At 51.8% G+C, this 17,909-nt stretch carries 17 protein-coding genes; 4 read left to right on the top strand and 13 right to left on the bottom strand.

Annotated elements, in window-relative coordinates; genetic code table 11:
* Positions 1-194: 194 nt before the first annotated feature.
* The 10 genes from KO497_RS15705 to KO497_RS15660 form a co-directional block, all read right to left on the bottom strand.
* A complete protein-coding gene (locus KO497_RS15705; RefSeq protein WP_215944911.1) occupies positions 195-1,037 on the bottom strand; it encodes a fumarylacetoacetate hydrolase family protein in 843 nt (280 codons plus the stop codon).
* A 22-nt stretch (positions 1,038-1,059) separates the two neighbouring features.
* Positions 1,060-2,841 (bottom strand): IlvD/Edd family dehydratase, encoded by a 1,782-nt coding sequence (locus KO497_RS15700; RefSeq protein ID WP_215944910.1) that lies wholly within the window; start codon positions 2,839-2,841, stop codon positions 1,060-1,062.
* The gene (locus tag KO497_RS15695) at positions 2,838-3,896 is read right to left on the bottom strand and encodes an aldo/keto reductase (protein WP_215944909.1); all 1,059 of its coding nucleotides are present in this window, start codon (positions 3,894-3,896) and stop codon (positions 2,838-2,840) included. Before KO497_RS15695 ends, KO497_RS15700 begins: the two co-directional genes overlap by 4 nt.
* On the bottom strand, positions 3,893-4,927 hold the full coding sequence (locus tag KO497_RS15690; protein ID WP_215944908.1) for an ABC transporter permease: 1,035 nt from the start codon (positions 4,925-4,927) through the stop codon (positions 3,893-3,895). The genes KO497_RS15695 and KO497_RS15690 overlap by 4 nt, the downstream gene beginning before the upstream one ends.
* Positions 4,924-6,465: a sugar ABC transporter ATP-binding protein gene (locus tag KO497_RS15685; RefSeq protein WP_252729735.1), complete on the bottom strand. Its 1,542-nt coding sequence runs from the start codon at positions 6,463-6,465 to the stop codon at positions 4,924-4,926. The genes KO497_RS15690 and KO497_RS15685 overlap by 4 nt, the downstream gene beginning before the upstream one ends.
* Before the next feature lie 68 nt (positions 6,466-6,533).
* Complete coding sequence (locus tag KO497_RS15680; RefSeq protein ID WP_215944906.1) at positions 6,534-7,496, bottom strand: substrate-binding domain-containing protein; 963 nt, start codon at positions 7,494-7,496, stop codon at positions 6,534-6,536.
* A gap of 51 nt (positions 7,497-7,547) precedes the next feature.
* Positions 7,548-8,288 carry an SDR family oxidoreductase gene (locus KO497_RS15675; RefSeq protein WP_215944905.1) on the bottom strand — a complete coding sequence of 247 codons (741 nt, stop codon included), beginning with the start codon at positions 8,286-8,288 and terminating at the stop codon, positions 7,548-7,550.
* Positions 8,289-8,350: 62 nt separating this feature from the next.
* A complete protein-coding gene (locus KO497_RS15670) occupies positions 8,351-9,235 on the bottom strand; it encodes an amidohydrolase family protein (protein WP_215944904.1) in 885 nt (294 codons plus the stop codon).
* Positions 9,232-10,263: a LacI family DNA-binding transcriptional regulator gene (locus tag KO497_RS15665; protein ID WP_215944903.1), complete on the bottom strand. Its 1,032-nt coding sequence runs from the start codon at positions 10,261-10,263 to the stop codon at positions 9,232-9,234. The genes KO497_RS15670 and KO497_RS15665 overlap by 4 nt, the downstream gene beginning before the upstream one ends.
* A gap of 705 nt (positions 10,264-10,968) precedes the next feature.
* A complete protein-coding gene (locus KO497_RS15660; RefSeq protein WP_215944902.1) occupies positions 10,969-11,667 on the bottom strand; it encodes an IS6 family transposase in 699 nt (232 codons plus the stop codon).
* Between the two features lie 402 nt (positions 11,668-12,069).
* On the opposite strand from KO497_RS15660, the gene KO497_RS15655 reads away from it, so the two are divergent.
* Positions 12,070-12,534, top strand: a complete 465-nt coding sequence (locus KO497_RS15655) for a MarR family winged helix-turn-helix transcriptional regulator (protein WP_215944901.1) — start codon at positions 12,070-12,072, stop codon at positions 12,532-12,534.
* Between the two features lie 49 nt (positions 12,535-12,583).
* On the opposite strand, the gene KO497_RS15650 is transcribed toward KO497_RS15655, so the two are convergent.
* The 3 genes from KO497_RS15650 to KO497_RS15640 are packed head-to-tail and all read right to left on the bottom strand — an operon-like array spanning position 12,584 to position 14,716.
* Complete coding sequence (locus tag KO497_RS15650; protein ID WP_215944900.1) at positions 12,584-13,393, bottom strand: SDR family NAD(P)-dependent oxidoreductase; 810 nt, start codon at positions 13,391-13,393, stop codon at positions 12,584-12,586.
* Positions 13,390-14,232 (bottom strand): fumarylacetoacetate hydrolase family protein, encoded by an 843-nt coding sequence (locus KO497_RS15645; RefSeq protein ID WP_215944899.1) that lies wholly within the window; start codon positions 14,230-14,232, stop codon positions 13,390-13,392. The genes KO497_RS15650 and KO497_RS15645 overlap by 4 nt, the downstream gene beginning before the upstream one ends.
* 58 nt (positions 14,233-14,290) lie before the next feature.
* Entirely contained in the window at positions 14,291-14,716 is a 426-nt protein-coding gene (locus KO497_RS15640; RefSeq protein WP_215944898.1) for a cupin domain-containing protein, read from the bottom strand.
* A 341-nt stretch (positions 14,717-15,057) separates the two neighbouring features.
* Between KO497_RS15640 and KO497_RS15635 the strand changes: the two genes are divergently transcribed.
* The 3 genes from KO497_RS15635 to KO497_RS15625 are packed head-to-tail and all read left to right on the top strand — an operon-like array spanning position 15,058 to position 17,879.
* Positions 15,058-15,852, top strand: a complete 795-nt coding sequence (locus tag KO497_RS15635) for a cyclase family protein (protein ID WP_215944897.1) — start codon at positions 15,058-15,060, stop codon at positions 15,850-15,852.
* An 18-nt stretch (positions 15,853-15,870) separates the two neighbouring features.
* Positions 15,871-17,436 (top strand): phytoene desaturase family protein, encoded by a 1,566-nt coding sequence (locus KO497_RS15630; RefSeq protein WP_215944896.1) that lies wholly within the window; start codon positions 15,871-15,873, stop codon positions 17,434-17,436.
* Positions 17,433-17,879 (top strand): MarR family winged helix-turn-helix transcriptional regulator, encoded by a 447-nt coding sequence (locus KO497_RS15625; protein WP_215944895.1) that lies wholly within the window; start codon positions 17,433-17,435, stop codon positions 17,877-17,879. The genes KO497_RS15630 and KO497_RS15625 overlap by 4 nt, the downstream gene beginning before the upstream one ends.
* Positions 17,880-17,909: the final 30 nt, after the last annotated feature.

Below are 17,909 nucleotides of genomic sequence, written 5' to 3'. Positions count from 1 at the left end.
AGAGATATTGGTTGCGGGAGCTCGATTTGATAAATACTTGCCTTTGTATAAGACACCTAAAGGCTGGCGCGGCTGCCCATTAGCTTGCACCACCCTCTAAAATACGCAGCGCGGTTGCATACCCAAAACCTTGGCCGCTGCCTGTGATGACAGCAGTGCGACCATTGAAATCGTTTAGGATGCGCTTTTTCACGTCAGTGGCCTTCATTGACACAAATTTGCGACTGTCGACCAAGCCCTTCGATGCCTAGTTCAACTCTGTCACCAGCCTTGAGGTAACGGGGCGGAGTGAAGCCCATACCAACACCGGGCGGTGTGCCCGTAGAAATGACGTCACCGGGGTGCAGCGTCATGAATTGGCTCAAATAGCTGATAAGGTGTGCGACGCTATAGACCATCGTCGCAGTCGATCCGTCCTGTACGCGCTCACCGTTGACGTCAAGCCACATGGACAACGCTTGCGGGTCCGGGATTTCATCAGGCGTCACAAGGTAAGGTCCTATGGGGCCAAAATAATCGCAGGATTTTCCTTTAGTCCACTGCCCTTGGCGGACAATCTGAAATGCACGTTCAGAAAGATCGTTCACGACACAATATCCTGCAACGTGGTTCAACGCATCTACCTCGGACACATGCTTTGCGGGCTTGCCAATCACGACACCCAGTTCGACCTCCCAGTCTGTTTTCTCGGACCCACGCGGAATGACTATGCCGTCGTCAGGGCCGCAGATCGCGCTTGTCGCCTTCATGAACATGACCGGCTCGGACGGGATTGCCATCCCGCTTTCAGCTGCATGGTCTGCATAGTTCAATCCGATACAGATAAATTTACCGACACCAGAGACGCAGGCACCAACCCGAGAATCCGGATCGACCAGTGGCAGGGTCTTCCAATCGACATCGGCAAGCGTATCTAGGTTCGCAAGTGTGTCACCGACCAGATCGTCGCAGTGCTCGACAAGGCATCTCATCGCGCCTTCAGGATCAATCATTGCAGGTTTTTCGTGACCAATATCGCCGTAACGCAAATATTTCATATTCTAGTTTCCTTTGCAGATGTTAATGGTTGTCGCGCGGAATGCCTTTTGTCTGCGCAATCCGCTGAAAGTCAGGGGCGTGTGATAGAACGGCGCCCTTGTCGAACTGATTGATCAATCCGCGTTGAATTTGCTGCCATGGAGTTTGGTCTGCTGGATAGGGGAAGTTACCAGTTTCCCTTAATTCCGAACGCCGCTGGTCAAGGATTTCGTCACTTATCAAGACATCGACACGCCGTTTGGCCAGGTCGACACGTAGGATGTCGTTGGTCTGCAAAATCGCCAAACCGCCCATCGCTGCTGCTTCCGGAGCCACATTTAGAATTGAAGGAGACCCCGACGTACCCGATTGGCGACCATCGCCAATACACGGTAGTTCGGTGATACCCTGCGCAATCAATGTAGCGGGGGGTTGCATGTTGACGACTTCGGCACCACCCGGATACCCGATTGGCCCAGCCCCACGCATAACCAGAATGCAGGTTTCATCGATTTCTAGCGCAGGATCATCCAGCGTCGCGTGATAATGTTCAGGTCCATCGAAAACGATAGCGCGCCCCTCGAAAGCTTCGGGATCATCTGGAGCTGACAGATACCGTGCGCGAAAGCCCTCGGAAATCACTGAGGTCTTCATGATTGCACTGTCCCACAAGTTACCTGTCAGGTTCAAAAAACCAGCCTGCGGTTTCAACGGCGTATCGAACGGTCGAATGACATCTGTGTTTGTGACGGGAACATCGACATAGACATCTTCCATTGTCTGCCCGGTTGCACACAGGGCTGTTCGATCTGGCAAAACGTTGTTGCTGAGCAGACATGATATAACCGCTGCAATCCCCCCTGCCCGGTGAAAGTCTTCAGCTAGATATTTTCCAGAAGGCTGCATGTCGACGATCAACGGAACGGTGTGGCCCAAACGCTCCCAATCGTCGTTGTCGAGCTTCACCCCCATATGGGATGCAACAGCGTTCAGATGGATGGGGGCATTTGTCGATCCACCAATTGCAGAATTGACAACGATCGCGTTCTCGAACGCGCCCCGTGTCATGATGTCGGATGGTTTAAGGTCTTCGTGGACCATGTCCACGATCCGCTTACCTGTTCGATACGCCATTTGGCCCCGTTCGCGATATGGGGCAGGAATGGCACCGGAACCCGGCATCTGCATTCCGAGAGCTTCGGTCAAGCAGTTCATGGTGCTCGCCGTGCCCATCGAATTGCAATATCCGACGGAAGGTGCAGCGTCCGATACTTTTTGCATGAACCGCTCTTCATCAATTTCACCCACAGCAAGGTCTTTGCGCGCGTCCCAGATCACGGTGCCAGACCCCATGCGCTGTTCGCCTTCCCACCCGTTCAGCATCGGGCCAACCGATAGCGCGATAGCTGGAATGTTAACAGTGGCCGCGGCCATCAGCAGCGCGGGCGTGGTTTTGTCACAACCGATCGTTAACACCACGCCGTCAAGCGGGTAGCCGTAAAGGGTCTCTACGAGTCCCAGATAAGCAAGGTTGCGGTCCAGACCTGCGGTTGGTCGTTTTCCGGTTTCCTGAATGGGATGAACGGGAAATTCAAAGCAGATTCCGCCTGAAGCAGTAATACCGTCGCGCACACGCTTAGCCAGTTCGACATGGTGGCGGTTACAAGGGGTCAGATCATTTCCGGTTTGGGCGATCCCGATGATCGGTTTGCCTGATTGCAGTTCTTCGCGTGTCAGACCGTAATTCAAATAACGTTCAAGATACATCGCAGTCATGCCCGGATTTTCCGGATTGTCGAACCACTGCTGTGAACGAAGTTTCATAAAATTTCCTTACTGATATGATGTTGGTCAGGAACCGGCGCATGACGTGGCAAAAGTCCCTCTGATTTAAGTTCCGCCCAAAGGTCGGCTGGTATTTCGGTCTCGAACGCGGAAATGTTTGTATCGACGTGGGCAGGGCTCAAGGCACCGACTACGACGCTGGCAACTAAAGGATGAGATGCTGAAAATTGCAGGGCTGCTGCCGCAAGTGGCGTATCGTACCGACAGCAAACGGCCTCAATCCTGCGGACTTTGGCAAGAATATCATCCGGGGCTTTTTCGTAGTTATATTTGGCGTCTTCGATGGCACCCGTAGCCAAGATTCCGGAGCTAAAGGCGCCACCGACGACAATGCCTATCCCTGCTGATTCACAACGTTTGAATTCTTCATCCAGAACGTCATGGTCCAACAAGGAATACCGTAAAGCCAGTAAGAAGCAGTCGACGTCGCAATGATCCAGATACCATCCAAAAGTCTCTCGGTCGTTCAGACCAGCGCCGATGGCACCGACGACACCAGACGATTTCAACTCTTCCAGTGCTTTCCAACCGCTGTTCAAAAGAGATTTTCGGTGCTGTTCAAGCGTATCAGAATCCGGGTGAAACCACGTGTCCAGATCGTGAATAAGCAACACGTCGATGCGGTTCATGCCAAGGCGTAAATAACTGTCCTCAACAGACCGCATAATGCCGTCGTAGGAGTAATCAAACTTGATCTCGAACGGCAAACCACCAATCCATTGATCCGGAACAAAGCTATCGGGGTGTTTGGGGCGACGAAACAACCGGCCGACTTTGGATGAGACGACAAGATCATCCCGATCCTTGCGATAAAGACCCCGACCTGTCCGAATTTCGGCCTGCCCGTGACCGTAGAACGGCGAAGTATCAAAGTATCGACACCCCTGCTTCCATGCCGTTTGCAACGTTGCTTGGGCTGTATTTTCATCGACGGGCTCAAACAACTCACCAAGGCCGGCTGTGCCAAGACCCAGCGCCGAAAGATGCAAATCAGTATGACCTAACCTGCGTTTTGAAGTGCTTTTCATCTTCATGCCGGCGCCCCCGACACACGGCGTTGCAGCGCATTAAGGATTACGGCGGTCATAATGATCGCCCCCGTTGCAAAATCTTGCCAAAAAATATCGATCCGCGCGAGGTTCAAAAAGTTGCGGATCAAAACGATGATAATCACACCCAGCACGGTTCCAAGTACGGTGCCACGCCCGCCGCTCAGTGACGTTCCACCGATCACGACTGCGGCGATGACTTCAAATTCCAAGCCTTGGCCCGAATTCGGCGAGACCGCGCCAATCCGCATGACGTTCAAGACGCCAGCAATCGACGCACAAAAACCCACGATCGCAAAGCACTGTAGTTTAACTTTGGTGGTGTTGATTCCCGCCAATCGCGCCACAGTTGGGTTCGCGCCGACCGAATAGACTTTGCGACCAAACGCCATGCGATTCATTACGAACCAACCTATGACATAGACGAGAACCGCTACGAGAAATATGGAAGGCAGCCGAAGCCCGACATCCGCAATAGGCAGTGGAATTTCGATTGGTCGCGAAACGCCGAACGCCTTGAGGCTCTCGGGGATTCCAGCGATTGGCTGCCCGCCGGTCACAACCAGCGTCAGCGACCGCGCGATCATCAACATTCCTAATGTGACGATGAAACTGGGGATCAGGAATTGTGTCACCAGCAGCCCACTCAGCACGGCTAACATTGGCCCAACAAGCAAGGCTGCACTGATGCCCAAGACCATTAACAAAACGGGATGCGCCTCCCAGAACGGCGTGGTGTATGCAGCTGGCATTGCGACCATGAACCATCCCATAACGGCCCCCGTTAAACCAACCATGGAGCCAACGGATATATCAAACTCCCCATTAATGATCACGATTGTCATGCCCAGGGAGACGATCAGAAGTGTAACCATCTGCCCCAAAAGGTTTGAAAGGTTCACCGGCGACAAAAAGCGCGGGTTCATGCTGTAGATCGTTGCTGACAGGATCAGCACGACCAATACCAATTGGATTATATTCAGATTGCGGCGACCAAAGGCGATAACGGAATTCATGATATTGTCTCCACTGACTTCTCAGTTGTTTGCGTGCTGATTTTGGGATTGAACGACGCGTTTGCCGCATTCGTAAGGTCTTCTTGCGTAAACCCGGGCTCATCCAGACGAGCGACGATCCGACCTCGAAACAAGATCAATGCGCGGTCTGCAACTTCAACGATTTCATCCATCTCGCTCGACAGAATAACCACGGCGCAGCCTTCGGCGGCCTTTTGAAGGATCAAATCCTTGATGGATTGTTTGGCACCGATATCGACGCCAATCGTCGGTTCATCAAGGATAAGGACGCGGGGATTGGTCATGAACCATTTCGCCAACATAACTTTCTGCTGGTTGCCTCCTGACAACGTCGACAAGGCTGCCAGCGGTCCAGCTGCCTTGACGGATAGTTGCTGCATCTGGTCGTCGACTTCTGCTTTCAGCGCAGTGGTTTTCAGCACGCCAAATTTGTTTGAAAACCTGCTGAGTGACGGCAGCCCGATATTGTCAGCAATCGAAAAATCCACAATTGCACCTGATCGATGGCGATCATTTGTCACCAGTCCGATACCGGCACCCATTGCATCGGCTGGGCTGGTCCAGTCAACTCTTTCACCATCCATCATGATGTCACCAGAGGTCGCTCGATAATCGGGATCAGCAAAAATTGTCCGCGCGAGATCACCCAACCCCGCCCCGATCAATCCGCCGATACCCAGAATTTCACCTGGCCGGACATCAAAACTGATGTCGCTCAATCGGTGGCCAAGCGTAAGATTCCGCAGTTTAAGTACTGGTTCACCAAGCTGTTTGGTCGAAGCGTCAATTTTCTGGGAGGTGCGCAAGGTTCCACCGATCATGGTGCGGATCGCTTCCGGCAACGTTATGTCGGATGTCGCTCCTTGCCACGCCGTTTTTCCGTCACGCAGAATAGTGAGGCTCTGAGTATGCTCGAACACCTCGTTCAAATAGTGCGAAATATACAGAACACTCACACCAGTTGCGGCGATACTCTTCACCTGCGAAATCAGAATGTCGACCTCATCAGCGGTCAGAGATGATGTTGGCTCGTCGAGCAAAAGGACGCGCGGCTTCTGGCGCATCGCGCGGGCGAGTTGAACCATTTTTCGCAGATCAGTGGGCAGGCTGCCCAAGACCGCCTCTGGCGATATCTCGAGCATAAGTGTGTCCAGCAGTTGCTGGGCTTCGGCTGCCATAGCTTGACGGTCAAGAAAGGGTCCGCGTTTAATTTCGGCATTCAGAAAGATGTTTTCTGTGACGGTCATGGTCTCAATCAGATTGACGTCCTGATGCACTGTAATGAGGCCTGATGCGATTGCGATTTCAGGCGACCAACCTGTGATGGACTCCCCGCCCACCTCAATTGTTCCGGCGTCAGGGCGATGGACACCGCACAGTGTCTTGACCAGCGTGGATTTGCCCGCGCCGTTTTCACCGATCAAACCATGGATTTCACCAGGTTCAAGCCGGATCGACACATCATCCAAGGCCTGGGTAGCTCCGAACGCCTTGCTTATGCCACTGGCACTAAGCATGCCTGACACGGTGTCGGTTTGGGCGGGGGGCATAACGCCCCCCTTCCCGTTTTTGATGGCGGCGACGTTCATTCGCCTGTCACTTGTGGATCATTCGCGAAATCAACGGCGTTTGCCGCGACCAACAGCTTGGTATCAAGACCGATAAACTCTTGCGTTTCAGCACCCGTAATCGCAGCCATCACCTGATTGAGACCCGTGAACCCCATTGCATATGGGTCCTGAACGACCAGCGCGTCGATCTTGCCGTCACGGACCATCTGCCAAGATACCGGGTCTAGATCGAACCCAACAAGTTTGACTTCGCCGACGCGATCAGCACCCTCAAGCGCGGCATACGCACCCTGCAAAACAACCTGATTAAACGAAAACACGCCCGCAATATCCGGCTCTGACACCAGCAAATCTTCCATGACGTTGCGGCCATTGTCCAACGTCATTGCGGGCGGCATTGCGGCCTCTTCAAGAACGATCAAGCCAAGCTCGGCTGCACGTTCCTCGAACCCCTGCTGGCGCAACTGGGCGTTGTCGTTGGTTGGGGCATAATCCAATGTAATCACCTTGGATCCAGCGGGGACGATACGTGCCATTTCTTCTGCTGCCAGCATACCACCGGCCAAGTTGTCGGTAATCACCAGAGACGTAATTTCGCCTTTTCGAATGCCGATGTCAGTGACGACCACCGGAAGATTTGAGGCATTGTACAAATTGGAGATCGGCTCACCGACCATAACACTGTCTCCGGGGAAGATCAGGAGTCCATCGACCCCTTGAGCGAACAAATCTTCAAGATCGTTGACCTGCCTGGATTTGTCGTCGTCGCCACCGTTTGTCACGACAACATCAATATCATAGCCCTTGTCGGCCCATTCTGCGGCAGCGGCTTCGGCACCGTTTACCATCGTAACGAGAAAGGGGTTTGTTCCCCAGAATACGGAATAACCGATTGTAACGTCTTCTGCGCTTGCAGATGTCGCCAGTGCGGCAAATGTACCAGCCGATATTATTTTCTTTATGTAGGAAATACTCACTTTTTCTCTCCTCCAGAGATTGGTTGTCGGAATGTTTAGTAATTTTGGTGATTAAATTGTCCAACCACCGTCGATTGCGAGCGCTTGCCCGGTCATGAAACCGGCCATTGGGTCAGACAAGAAAACGGCCAATGCTGCAATTTCTTCTGCACGACCAAGTCGCCCCATGGGTTGGCGTGCAATAAATTCTTTCCGCTGGGCCATAATATCGGAGCCACTTTCGGCGATACGTTCGGAAAGAGATGGCGTCTCTACTGTACCAGGACAGATGCAATTGGACCTGATGCCCTCTGCCACAAAGTCCGCAGCAATCGATTTTGAGAGACCAAGCAATGCGGCTTTGGTGGTGCCATAAATTGAGCGGTTCGGGACACCTTTGATTGCGCTAGCCACGGACGAAATAAAGATCAACGCTCCATCGTTTCGGGAAACCATCCCTGGCAGCACAGCTTGTGCCAAACGCACGGCAGACTGGACGTTCAGCTGAAAGTTAAAGTCATACTGCGCATCCGTAATGTCCAATACGGTGCCACTATCGACGTAACCAGCGCAGTGGCACAGCACGTCAACAGTATTAGTGTAGTGGCTAAGTGCGGCGATGGCGGCAGGCTCAGTCACATCAAGTTCATGCACTTCGCACTTTTCCACCCCGATTAAACCCTCAAGCAACGCCACATCCCTATCTGTGGCGATTACCTTGTGCCCAGCTGAAAGCAATCCATCCACGATCGCTCGACCAATGCCTTGGCCTGCTGCGGTAACAAGGCATGTTTTTGTTTTTTTGCTATTCATTCGTAGATTTCCCTAGTTCGCCTTATTTTAACGTTAAAATTTTCTCGCAAAAAAGCACAGCATCATATTCGATAGATTTTTTCTGCGGTTTGGTGGAATAATTTATCACTCATGGACATACTTTGATCTGAAACGATGTCCGCATAGGCCAACCAAAGAAACTCAAACGTCGAATACATCCCATCGACTGGAAAATTACTTGCGAACATACATCTGTCCACACCAAACAAGTTGATCGTTTCAAGCACAAATGGCCGGATCGCCTCAACGGTCCAATTGTGAAACATCATCCCCAAACCAGAAATTTTAACCGACACATTTTCACATATTGCCAGCTTCGACATACCCTGTTGCCATTCATTGAACCCGCATTGATCAAAGCTCGTTGGCATGCCTGTATGATTCAAAACGATTGCAGTGTGTGGGTTACGCTTCGCGAGTGCGGAGGCAGTCGACATCTGTCTTGGGTAAATCTGTAAATCGAACGAAAGGTTCCGCTCGGCAAGCAGTTCAAACCCCGCGTTCCAAGACGGATTTTCCATATACTCTTGCGACGCAAAATTCAAAAGCGGGTCGTCATGGGTATTCAGAATTTGGCGAATGCCACGCATGCGACCCGACAGGCATTGTAGGGCTAATTTTGCCTCGACATCATCAGAGGACAGATCGCAGAATCCGACAATACCGTTCGGTTGCCCTTCATTTCTAGCAATGTCGTCAAGCCAGACAGTTTCGGCGACATCATTACCGGCCTCCACGGCTGCTTCAACATGGACTGTTTTCACGACCTCGATAGAGCCAGCGCTCGCCAGATAGTCTGCCAGTGTATGAGCTTTCCGGATGGGCGTATTGTCACCAAAAACCCCGATTGAGGGCCCAGTCGTCAACCAAGGATAGGAAAGGAAATCTAGGTCCCAGAGGTGAAAATGTGGGTCAACAACCTTCATGATGCATCTCGGTGCGTCTGTGTTGTAACTGTACTTGCACGAACGACAAGTGAACAAGGCACGCGTTCATATGCGCGGTCAGCAAAGGGATCAGACAGTTCGATTCGATCAATCAACTGCGCAATAGCTCTGCACGCCAAGACAGCCGGTTGAAACGAAATGCTGGACAGACTGACACCTGGCAACGAGGACAATTCCATGTCATCAAATCCTATGATTGCAACATCTTGCGGAATTCGCAATCCGCGTGCGGCCAATTCATCCATCGCACCATAGGCCATGATATCACTTGCGCAAAAGATCGCAGTCGGGTGCCGCCCGCTGTCCAGTATCTGCTGACAGGCCAACAACCCACCCTCTCGCGTATAGTTACCACTCACAATCAATTCGGAAGACATTGGCAATCCAGCTGTTTTTAGCGCCTCGATGTAGCCCTCGTATCGACTTTGTGCGGTTGAACTAAACACACCCGCGATGAACCCAATGTTTGTGTGCCCACACTCTATCAAATGGTTCGTCGCGGTGCGCGCACCATTATGATTGTCAGCCTCATAAACGTCGCACATGTCGAAAGCGCTTCGATTCAACATCTCCGCAAAAGGAACACCTTGATCTTTGATCAACTTGCTTGCCTTACCTTCCACGTCGGACGGAGAAATCAAAATACCCGCTGCGTTGTGATCAATGATAGTGTGAACTACACTCATCTCAACTTCGGCGTCACGATTACTCACCGCCATCATCACAGTGTACCCCCGCCGCTCAGCTTCACGCACAACGGCTTGGGCGACCTCGGCGTACATGGAATTGGTCATGCTTGGAACAACTAGACCAATCAAATTCGACTGATTGGTCTTCAGGCTTCGAGCCGTTGCATTGCGACGATATCCTGATTGCTTGAGGTGATGCGAAACCAACTTACGCGTTTCTTCGCGCACCACAGATCGGTTATTCAAGACATTTGAGACCGTCTGATGGGATACGCCCGCAGACTTGGCAACCTCGGCAAGAGTGACACGTCTTTTCAACTTACTTCCTTCACCAGCTTAATTTTAACGTTAAAATAAGGTACATCTGAAATCAAACCCGCGTCAAGAGCAAACTTTCTTATGAAATGTCTCGCGAGTAACGGCATATCTACAGATTTGGACCTAATCCACGGACACCATACAGGCCAGTGGCGTGTGAAAGCTGCATATATAGGCCGGACACACGACCGCACTGATCACATGTTCTGAGCAATCTGAAAAACTTCTTGCATTAAAAGGAGCACCCACACACGGCTTTTACGATCCACACCGCCACTCAAAATTGAACAGGTAAAGCCCCGCCGCTTTAGAACGCAAGGTAGCTTAAACGAACACCGAGGGCGGCACCAAAACATGATAGGTCCAGTGTCGCCAGAGGGGTCCGCTGTTTTCAAGACAGGATTGTGCTTACCCCAACGAGGCGAGCCGACAAACTGTCCGCTCACCTTGAAAGCGCATTGGCTGAACTGTTGTTGCTTACCATAGACGAAAAAAGGCAATCCAGCATGGCATCACCTAAGCAAAAAACACCGTCACTTTTAAACGGGAGGAGGCTTAAACGAACAACAAGGGTGATACTAAAATGCACAGTCCCACTGAGTATACGTTCAACCTTTGGCAGAGCCATGAAGCAGGCGTTCAATGCCGCCGACGGCATTGTCAGAGGAATGCTAACACGCTGTAATAGACCCCACGACCATTATCCTATCCCGCACAAACCTTTCTCCAATCGGCGAGCGACTGGTCACGCAAAAGCTTGAAATTGGGGCGACTGAGGAAGTGACGTTGGTGACTAAAGTGGTTAAAAATGGCTGCGTTGATCGAGATGAACTTCTGCAGACTTCGCGCGGATCGAAAGCGACACATTGCCCGTTCTCGCTGTCGGAAATGTAAGTGTGAATTTTCAGATTGGTTGTTTTCATACTGTCCTGTTTCGTGCCGATCTAAGAGGTTTAACTCGCGCAGTGCTGCGCGGTAGGAACCAAGTTTATCCGTGATAATTTCATGCGGAGAACCATGTTTAGAAAGCAGTTTTCGTAACACTTTCAGTGCCGCGCGGCGGTCTCGACGTTTTGAAACAAAACTCTCAAGAACCGTTCCTTCTTGATCAACGGCACGCCATAGGTAGAATCTCTCGCCATTGATTTTCACAAAGACCTCATCAATGTGCCAGCGCCAGTTTGAATGACGGTCTCCCTTATTCTTTCGAATTTCCTTCGCAAACAGCGGACCAAATCGGTTCCACCAAAACCGAATAGTCTCGTGAGTAATATCTATCCCGCGTTCATGCAGAATATCTTCAACCTGCCGCAAGCTCAGCGGAAACCGAATGTAATACATCACCGCCAGCTTGATGATTTCAGGACTGGTTTTGAAGTATTTGAAAGGTGCGGTTTTGCTCATAAATCAAGATTGCGCGGATCAACAGGCACTCGTCAAGTTCCTCTGACAGGCCCCTCCCATCGATGCCTCAAAAAACATCCTACACGGCGCCTGAATACAACCTTACGCCCCTCTCGTTTATGTTTTAGATTATTTTTGGACTGTACTAATGTTGGCATCAAGCGTCGACGATGTTGGCCTCAAATCAATTGGTGCATTAATCTTTTCGCGTAGCCAACCTCAAGACGCGCTTGTAACAAATGTAGCTTTGGCGTTTACACCTGAAATTAGGTCACATCATTTAGGTGAAACGCTTTTTTTAACGGCCAAAACAGCCCAAACGCCAAGAACTGGCTTTACCTACATCCTAAAAGTTTTATATATAAATCAAATTATTACCTTCAACTTAGTTAGGGATATTTCATGGATAGCCCGTCCAAACCTGATACCGCATCCGAAAACCTTGCCCGTCAGCGTCTGCGACTTTGGCTGCAAATGTTAAAAGCCACACGCCACGTTGAAGGCTTGCTACGCGAACGGTTGCGCTCGGGATACGACACAACACTGCCGCGATTTGACGTGCTTGCCACGCTGCACGTCACGCCTGAAGGCATGAAAATGAGTGAACTGTCCCAACATCTAGTTGTGTCAAACGGCAATGTTACCGGCGTCGTGGATCGCCTTGTCAGCGAAGGACTTGCTGAGCGCACGAACCTTAAAAGTGACCGGCGCGCCTTTTTGGTGCGCATCACCGATGAGGGGCGGGCTTTAATGGATGAAATGGCGGCGGAACATCTTATCTGGATCAACGAATTGTTTGAAGACGTATCCGAACCTGACGCAGCCCGCGCCATCTCGATTATGCTGGATATTCGCCACAAGGAATAAGCGCGAAGCCAGAAGCCGCGCGCTTATTTTTCGCCCTGCATTTTTGGCCCTACAAAATGCCGGTTTCTTTTGCAACGCGGCGATAACCAGCGCCAGCGGTGAATCCACCGTCAATCACAAAGTCTTCGCCTGTGATGAATCCAGATCCTTCCGACGCCAAGAAGAGCACAAGTTGCGCCACTTCTTCGGCCTCGCCCGCGCGTTGCGCAGGCGTCATGGAAATCATCGGGCCAAGATGCGCGGAATCGCGGTTTAAGTCAGTTACAATCAACCCCGGGCAAATCGCATTCACGCGAATGCCATCATCAGCCAGTTCCATGGCTGCGGTCCGCGTCAATCCACGCAGCGCCCATTTGGATGACGTATACGCAGGATCGTAGTGGCCAGAAAACCCGCTGTTGGACGAAATATTTACGATACTTCCCCCACCGGTTGCAGCCATAGCTGGCGCACAAACCTTGATGCCGATAAAGCTGCCCGTCGCATTGACGTCCATCACCTTGCGCCATTCATCAACCGACATATCACCGATAATTTTGCGGTTAATGATGCCTGCGTTATTCACAAGAATATCAAGGCTACCCGTCCATGACTGAGCATCCTTAACTACTGCTTTCCACTCACTTTCAGAGGTGACATCAAGCTTGAGAAACTTCACCCGCAGGCCCTCGAATGACAAGCGCGCAGCAAGGGCAGCGCCATCATCTTCAAGCACATCGCAGATCAAAACCGCTGCACCAGCCGTGGCCAAAAGCTCTGCCTCCACAGCGCCTTGACCGCGCGCACCGCCAGTGACGATTGCGGTTTTGCCCGACATATCGGTTAGGGCTGATTTCATTTTTTCAAAGTTGATACTCATACTCGCACCATAAGCTGACGTTGTTCGCCCAGCCCGCTTGCCCCAAGTGTGACAACCTGACCTTCACTTAAGAATGTGGGCGGCTTCATCCCCAAACCAACCCCCGGAGGCGTGCCCGTCGCGATGATATCACCAGCCTCAAGCGTCATGAATTGCGAGATATAATGTACCAAATGCGCAACCCCGAAAATCATGGTTTTGGTATTGCCCGTCTGGCGACGCTCTCCATCTACATCAAGCCACAGATCAATGTTTTGCACATCTGCTACTTCATCTTTTGTCACCATCCACGGACCGACAGGACCAAAGGTGTCATGGCTTTTGCCCTTCACCCACTGGCCGCCGCGCTCTGATTGAAAGCGACGCTCGGACACATCATTGACCAAAGCATAGCCTGCCACATAGTACAGCGCATCTGCCTCATCCACATATTTGACGCGACTGCCAATCACGATGCCCAGTTCAATTTCCCAATCTGTGCGGTCGGAACCACGTGGAATTTCAACATTATCATTTGGCCCGCACAGCGCGGTTGTGGCCTTTGAAAACAAGACGGGTTCAACGGGGGGTTCTTTCCCTGTTTCGCGCGCATGATCGGCGTAATTCAGACCTACACACAGAAATTTTCCAGGCCGCGAAATCGCAGATCCAATTCGGGGCGCTCCAGAAACAAGCGGCAAAGAGGATAGATCAAGCTTTGAGAGTTTTTCAAGCGATGCAGGCGCAAGCGCTGCCCCGTCAATATCACTCACATGAGCCGACAGATCACGGATCTCTCCGTCAGCGTCCAAAATAGCGGGGCGTTCAGAGCCAACAGGCCCATAGCGAAGAAGCTTCATGAAGCGTCCTTTCTAAGGCCCCTTCGACGTGTTTTCATCGAAGGGGGAGATGTCTGGATTAAGCGCGGCGATACCCTTCGAGGGCCTCGTCAGGCACATCGGGAAGGTTTGTCACCAAATTGTCAGGCGTCCGACAGGTCAGCCACACCAGCTCTTCCGTCGTGCTCATGTTCACTTCGACATGAGGCATATACGGGGGAACAAAAACAAAATCACCTTCATACAGATCGGTGTATTCTTTGTAATCATCGCCAAAATAAATGCGCCCATGCCCTTTCAGGACATATCCGCCAGTCTCGCATTCCTCGTGATGATGCGGTGGCGAACGGTGACCGGGCTCGTTACTCACACGGCCAAACCAGATTTTTGTTGCCGGTGTGTGTTGCGGGCTAACGCCTGATTTTCGCACACATTCGCCAGATTGCAACGTACCATCGTCCAATTCACTTGAACGCGTTACGACAGGAACAACTTTAGCACTCATTTAAATGCCTCCCTAAATTAAATGCGACCCACGCCGCCATATATTAACGTTGGCAGAATTTATTTTAGACTTCAATCACTTTATTGAGGGCGAGAATCACAACAAACACATTACAGGCTTAACCCCACACAGCACGCCAGCATGAAAAGATGCCGAAAACACCAGTAATAACAGAAAATTATGCATATATTTTGATCGTATTGGAAAAAATACATTGTTAAAACTATATCTTACAAAATTAATCCGACCTGAATTAAACTTTCCTCTTGAAGAATTCAGATATATGTATTTGCATATAAAGCAGATCAGAAACTACAAAAAAACTTCAGGGAGCCACATCAATGTCCACACAAGATACACTTGCCAGCCTTGCCTCCAGCCTTCTGGACGGATCCATTAAAGTCGTCGACTGCACGGCCCCATTGGGCCCTGATACGCCACTTTTGAAGCTGCCCCCAGAATTGGCTGATGACACACCAAAAATCGAAATCCACGAAATTTCAAAATACGGCGATCGCGGTCCGTTTTGGGCTTGGAATTGGCTAAAGCTGGGCGAACACTCCGGCACGCATTACGATGCGCCACATCACTGGATCACGGGCAAAGATTTTCCTGACGGCTCTGTCGACACCATCGCGCCGCAAAATTTTGTCGCCCCAGCCAATGTTATTGACTGCACGAAAGAATCCGCAGCCGATCCCGATTTCTTGCTGACACCTGAGCACATCAAAGCATGGGAAGCCGAGCACGGCGAGATCAAAGAAGGCGAATGGGTGCTAATGCGTACAGATTGGGATCAGTACAACACCGACCCAGACAAATTTCTGAATGCGGATGAAACAGGCCCTCATACCCCCGGACCAAATGCCGAAGCCATTATTTACTTGATGGAAGAGAAAAAAGCATTGGGCTGGGGCACGCAGTGCATCGGCACCGACGCAGGTGCCGCAGGCGGATTTGAAATCCCCTTTCCTGCCCACAACCTTTTGCACAAACACAACCGCTATGGCCTTGCCTCACTGACCAACCTAAGTGCTCTGCCCGCCAAAGGAGCCATCCTTGTCACAGCACCGCTTAAAATTGTGAACGGCACAGGCTCGCCCATCCGCGCACTCGCTCTTGTTCCCACAACATAAACCGAAGAGCGTAGCACCATGACAGCACGGATAGACATTGCCATTATTGGCAGCGGGATCAATTCTTTAGCGGCAGGTGCGCTGCTGTCTAAATCAGGCAAAAAGGTTGCGCTGTTTGAACGAGAGACCGTTGCAGGCGGGTGCATGCGCTCTGAAACACTGGCCGAGGGGGTCACTTATGATCCCCTCGCCACCACATTTGTTCTTTGGGTCACGGGCGGCGCTCATGCAGAGCTCGGCGCAGATCTGGCGCGCCACGGCGTCGAGTTTTGCGCCACGCGCACCCCAACAGGCGTGCTGCTCCCGGACGGTCGCGCCCTGACCTATAAAACCGATCGCGCGGCAAATATTGCCGCATTTGATGCTGTCAATGCAGGCGACGGACAACAACTCGCCGCGGACTTAGACGCATTTGGCGCAGATGCAGAACTGTTGTTTGGTCTTATGGGTGGCGACCCGTGGTCAAAATCAACCGTAAAACTGTTAGGCAAAGAGGCATGGAAACGCAAACCGCGCGGCCTTGCCACAACGATGGGCGGCGCATTGCAGTCCATGCGCGGCTGGCTTGAAACATCTTTTGAAAGCGACCTGACCCGGGCGCTTTGGGCTCCGTGGTGTCTTCATGCTGGCCTTGCCCCAGAATCGGCATTTTCGGGACAAATGGGTCAAGTCATCGGTTTCGCACTAGAGGCGGCAAGCGCGCCCATCGTCAAAGGCGGCGCTGCAAATATGGTACGTGGCCTGATCGCCATTATCGAAGAAAACGGCGGAACGATCCACACCTCAACCGAGGTGTCTGAGGTGATGGTGCGTGGCGACAAAGCTGAGGGGCTAAAGCTTGCCAGCGGTGAAACGATTAAGGCTGGAAAAGTGCTGGCATCGGTCACGCCAAACCAACTGTATGAAACACTCGCCCCCACCCCGACAAAACAAAACGATCTGCGTAAATATCGTTATGGTAAGGGAAACTTCCAACTTCATTACCTCTTGGACGGGCCTGTAAGATGGAAAACGGAAGGGCTTGAGGACGTGCAGTTATTGCACCTCACCTCTGGACTAGACGGCGTGTCGAAAGCTGGCAATGAAGCCGAGCGCGGCATGCTACCCGATCAACCAACCATCTGTGTCGGTCAGCCCTGCGCCGCTGATCCGACACGCGCCCCAGAAGGCAAAACCGTCTTATGGCTACAAATGCCCGAGGCGCCCCGCCACATCAAAGGCGATGCGCGCTACGAAATTGAAACACCCACAGACGGCCAATGGTCTGACGCCATTCGCGAGGCTTATGCAGACCGCGTTGAAGCGATTTTAGCGCAACACATCGAAGGGTTCACAGACCAGATCGTGACCCGCCGCGCGATATCGCCCGCTGATTTACAGGGCTATAACATGAACCTTGTCGGAGGCGATCCTTATGGCGGTGCCTGCTCAATCGAGCAATTCTTTGCGTGGCGCCCATTTAGCGACACTGTGCGTCACGAGACGGGCATCAAAAACCTCTATCACATCGGCGCGTCGACACACCCCGGCCCAGGGCTGTCTGGCGGATCAGGGTTTCTTGCAGCCAAGGAGTTGGGAGCATGAGCAACCATACCGAAGACCTAGAAGAGTTCACGCCCTACCTCATGAACAGGATTATGGCGCGCTACAACAAAGGTGTCGAGGCAGCGCTCAAGGGTGTCGGCGTGTCCGTCGCGCAAATGCGCGCGCTTGTTGTGCTTGTCGATCACAGCCCTTGCACAATATCCGAGCTGTCAGTGCTCACCGTCATCAAACAACCCACGCTGTCACGTACATTGGACGCGATGGAAGCTGCAGGTTTGATAAAACGAGAAGCGCGCGATGGCGACAGCAGGGTGCGATTGATCAGTCTCAGCGACACTGGTCGCGCCGCCTATGAAACTGCATGGCCTGCCATGTTGGGCATGCGCGACACCATGTTGTCATCCTTATCCGCAGACGAGCGCGCAACGTTTAACCGACTATTGCAGCGCATCTTTTACGACATTCGCCACCACGATTTTTAATCAAAAACTGTGCTGGAACACTAGAACCAC

Source organism: Pacificibacter marinus (assembly GCF_018860665.1).
Classification (GTDB): Bacteria; Pseudomonadota; Alphaproteobacteria; order Rhodobacterales; family Rhodobacteraceae; genus Celeribacter; species Celeribacter marinus_A.
Note: the sequence above shows the minus strand (reverse complement) of the source record. Positions and strands in the feature narration are given on the sequence as shown.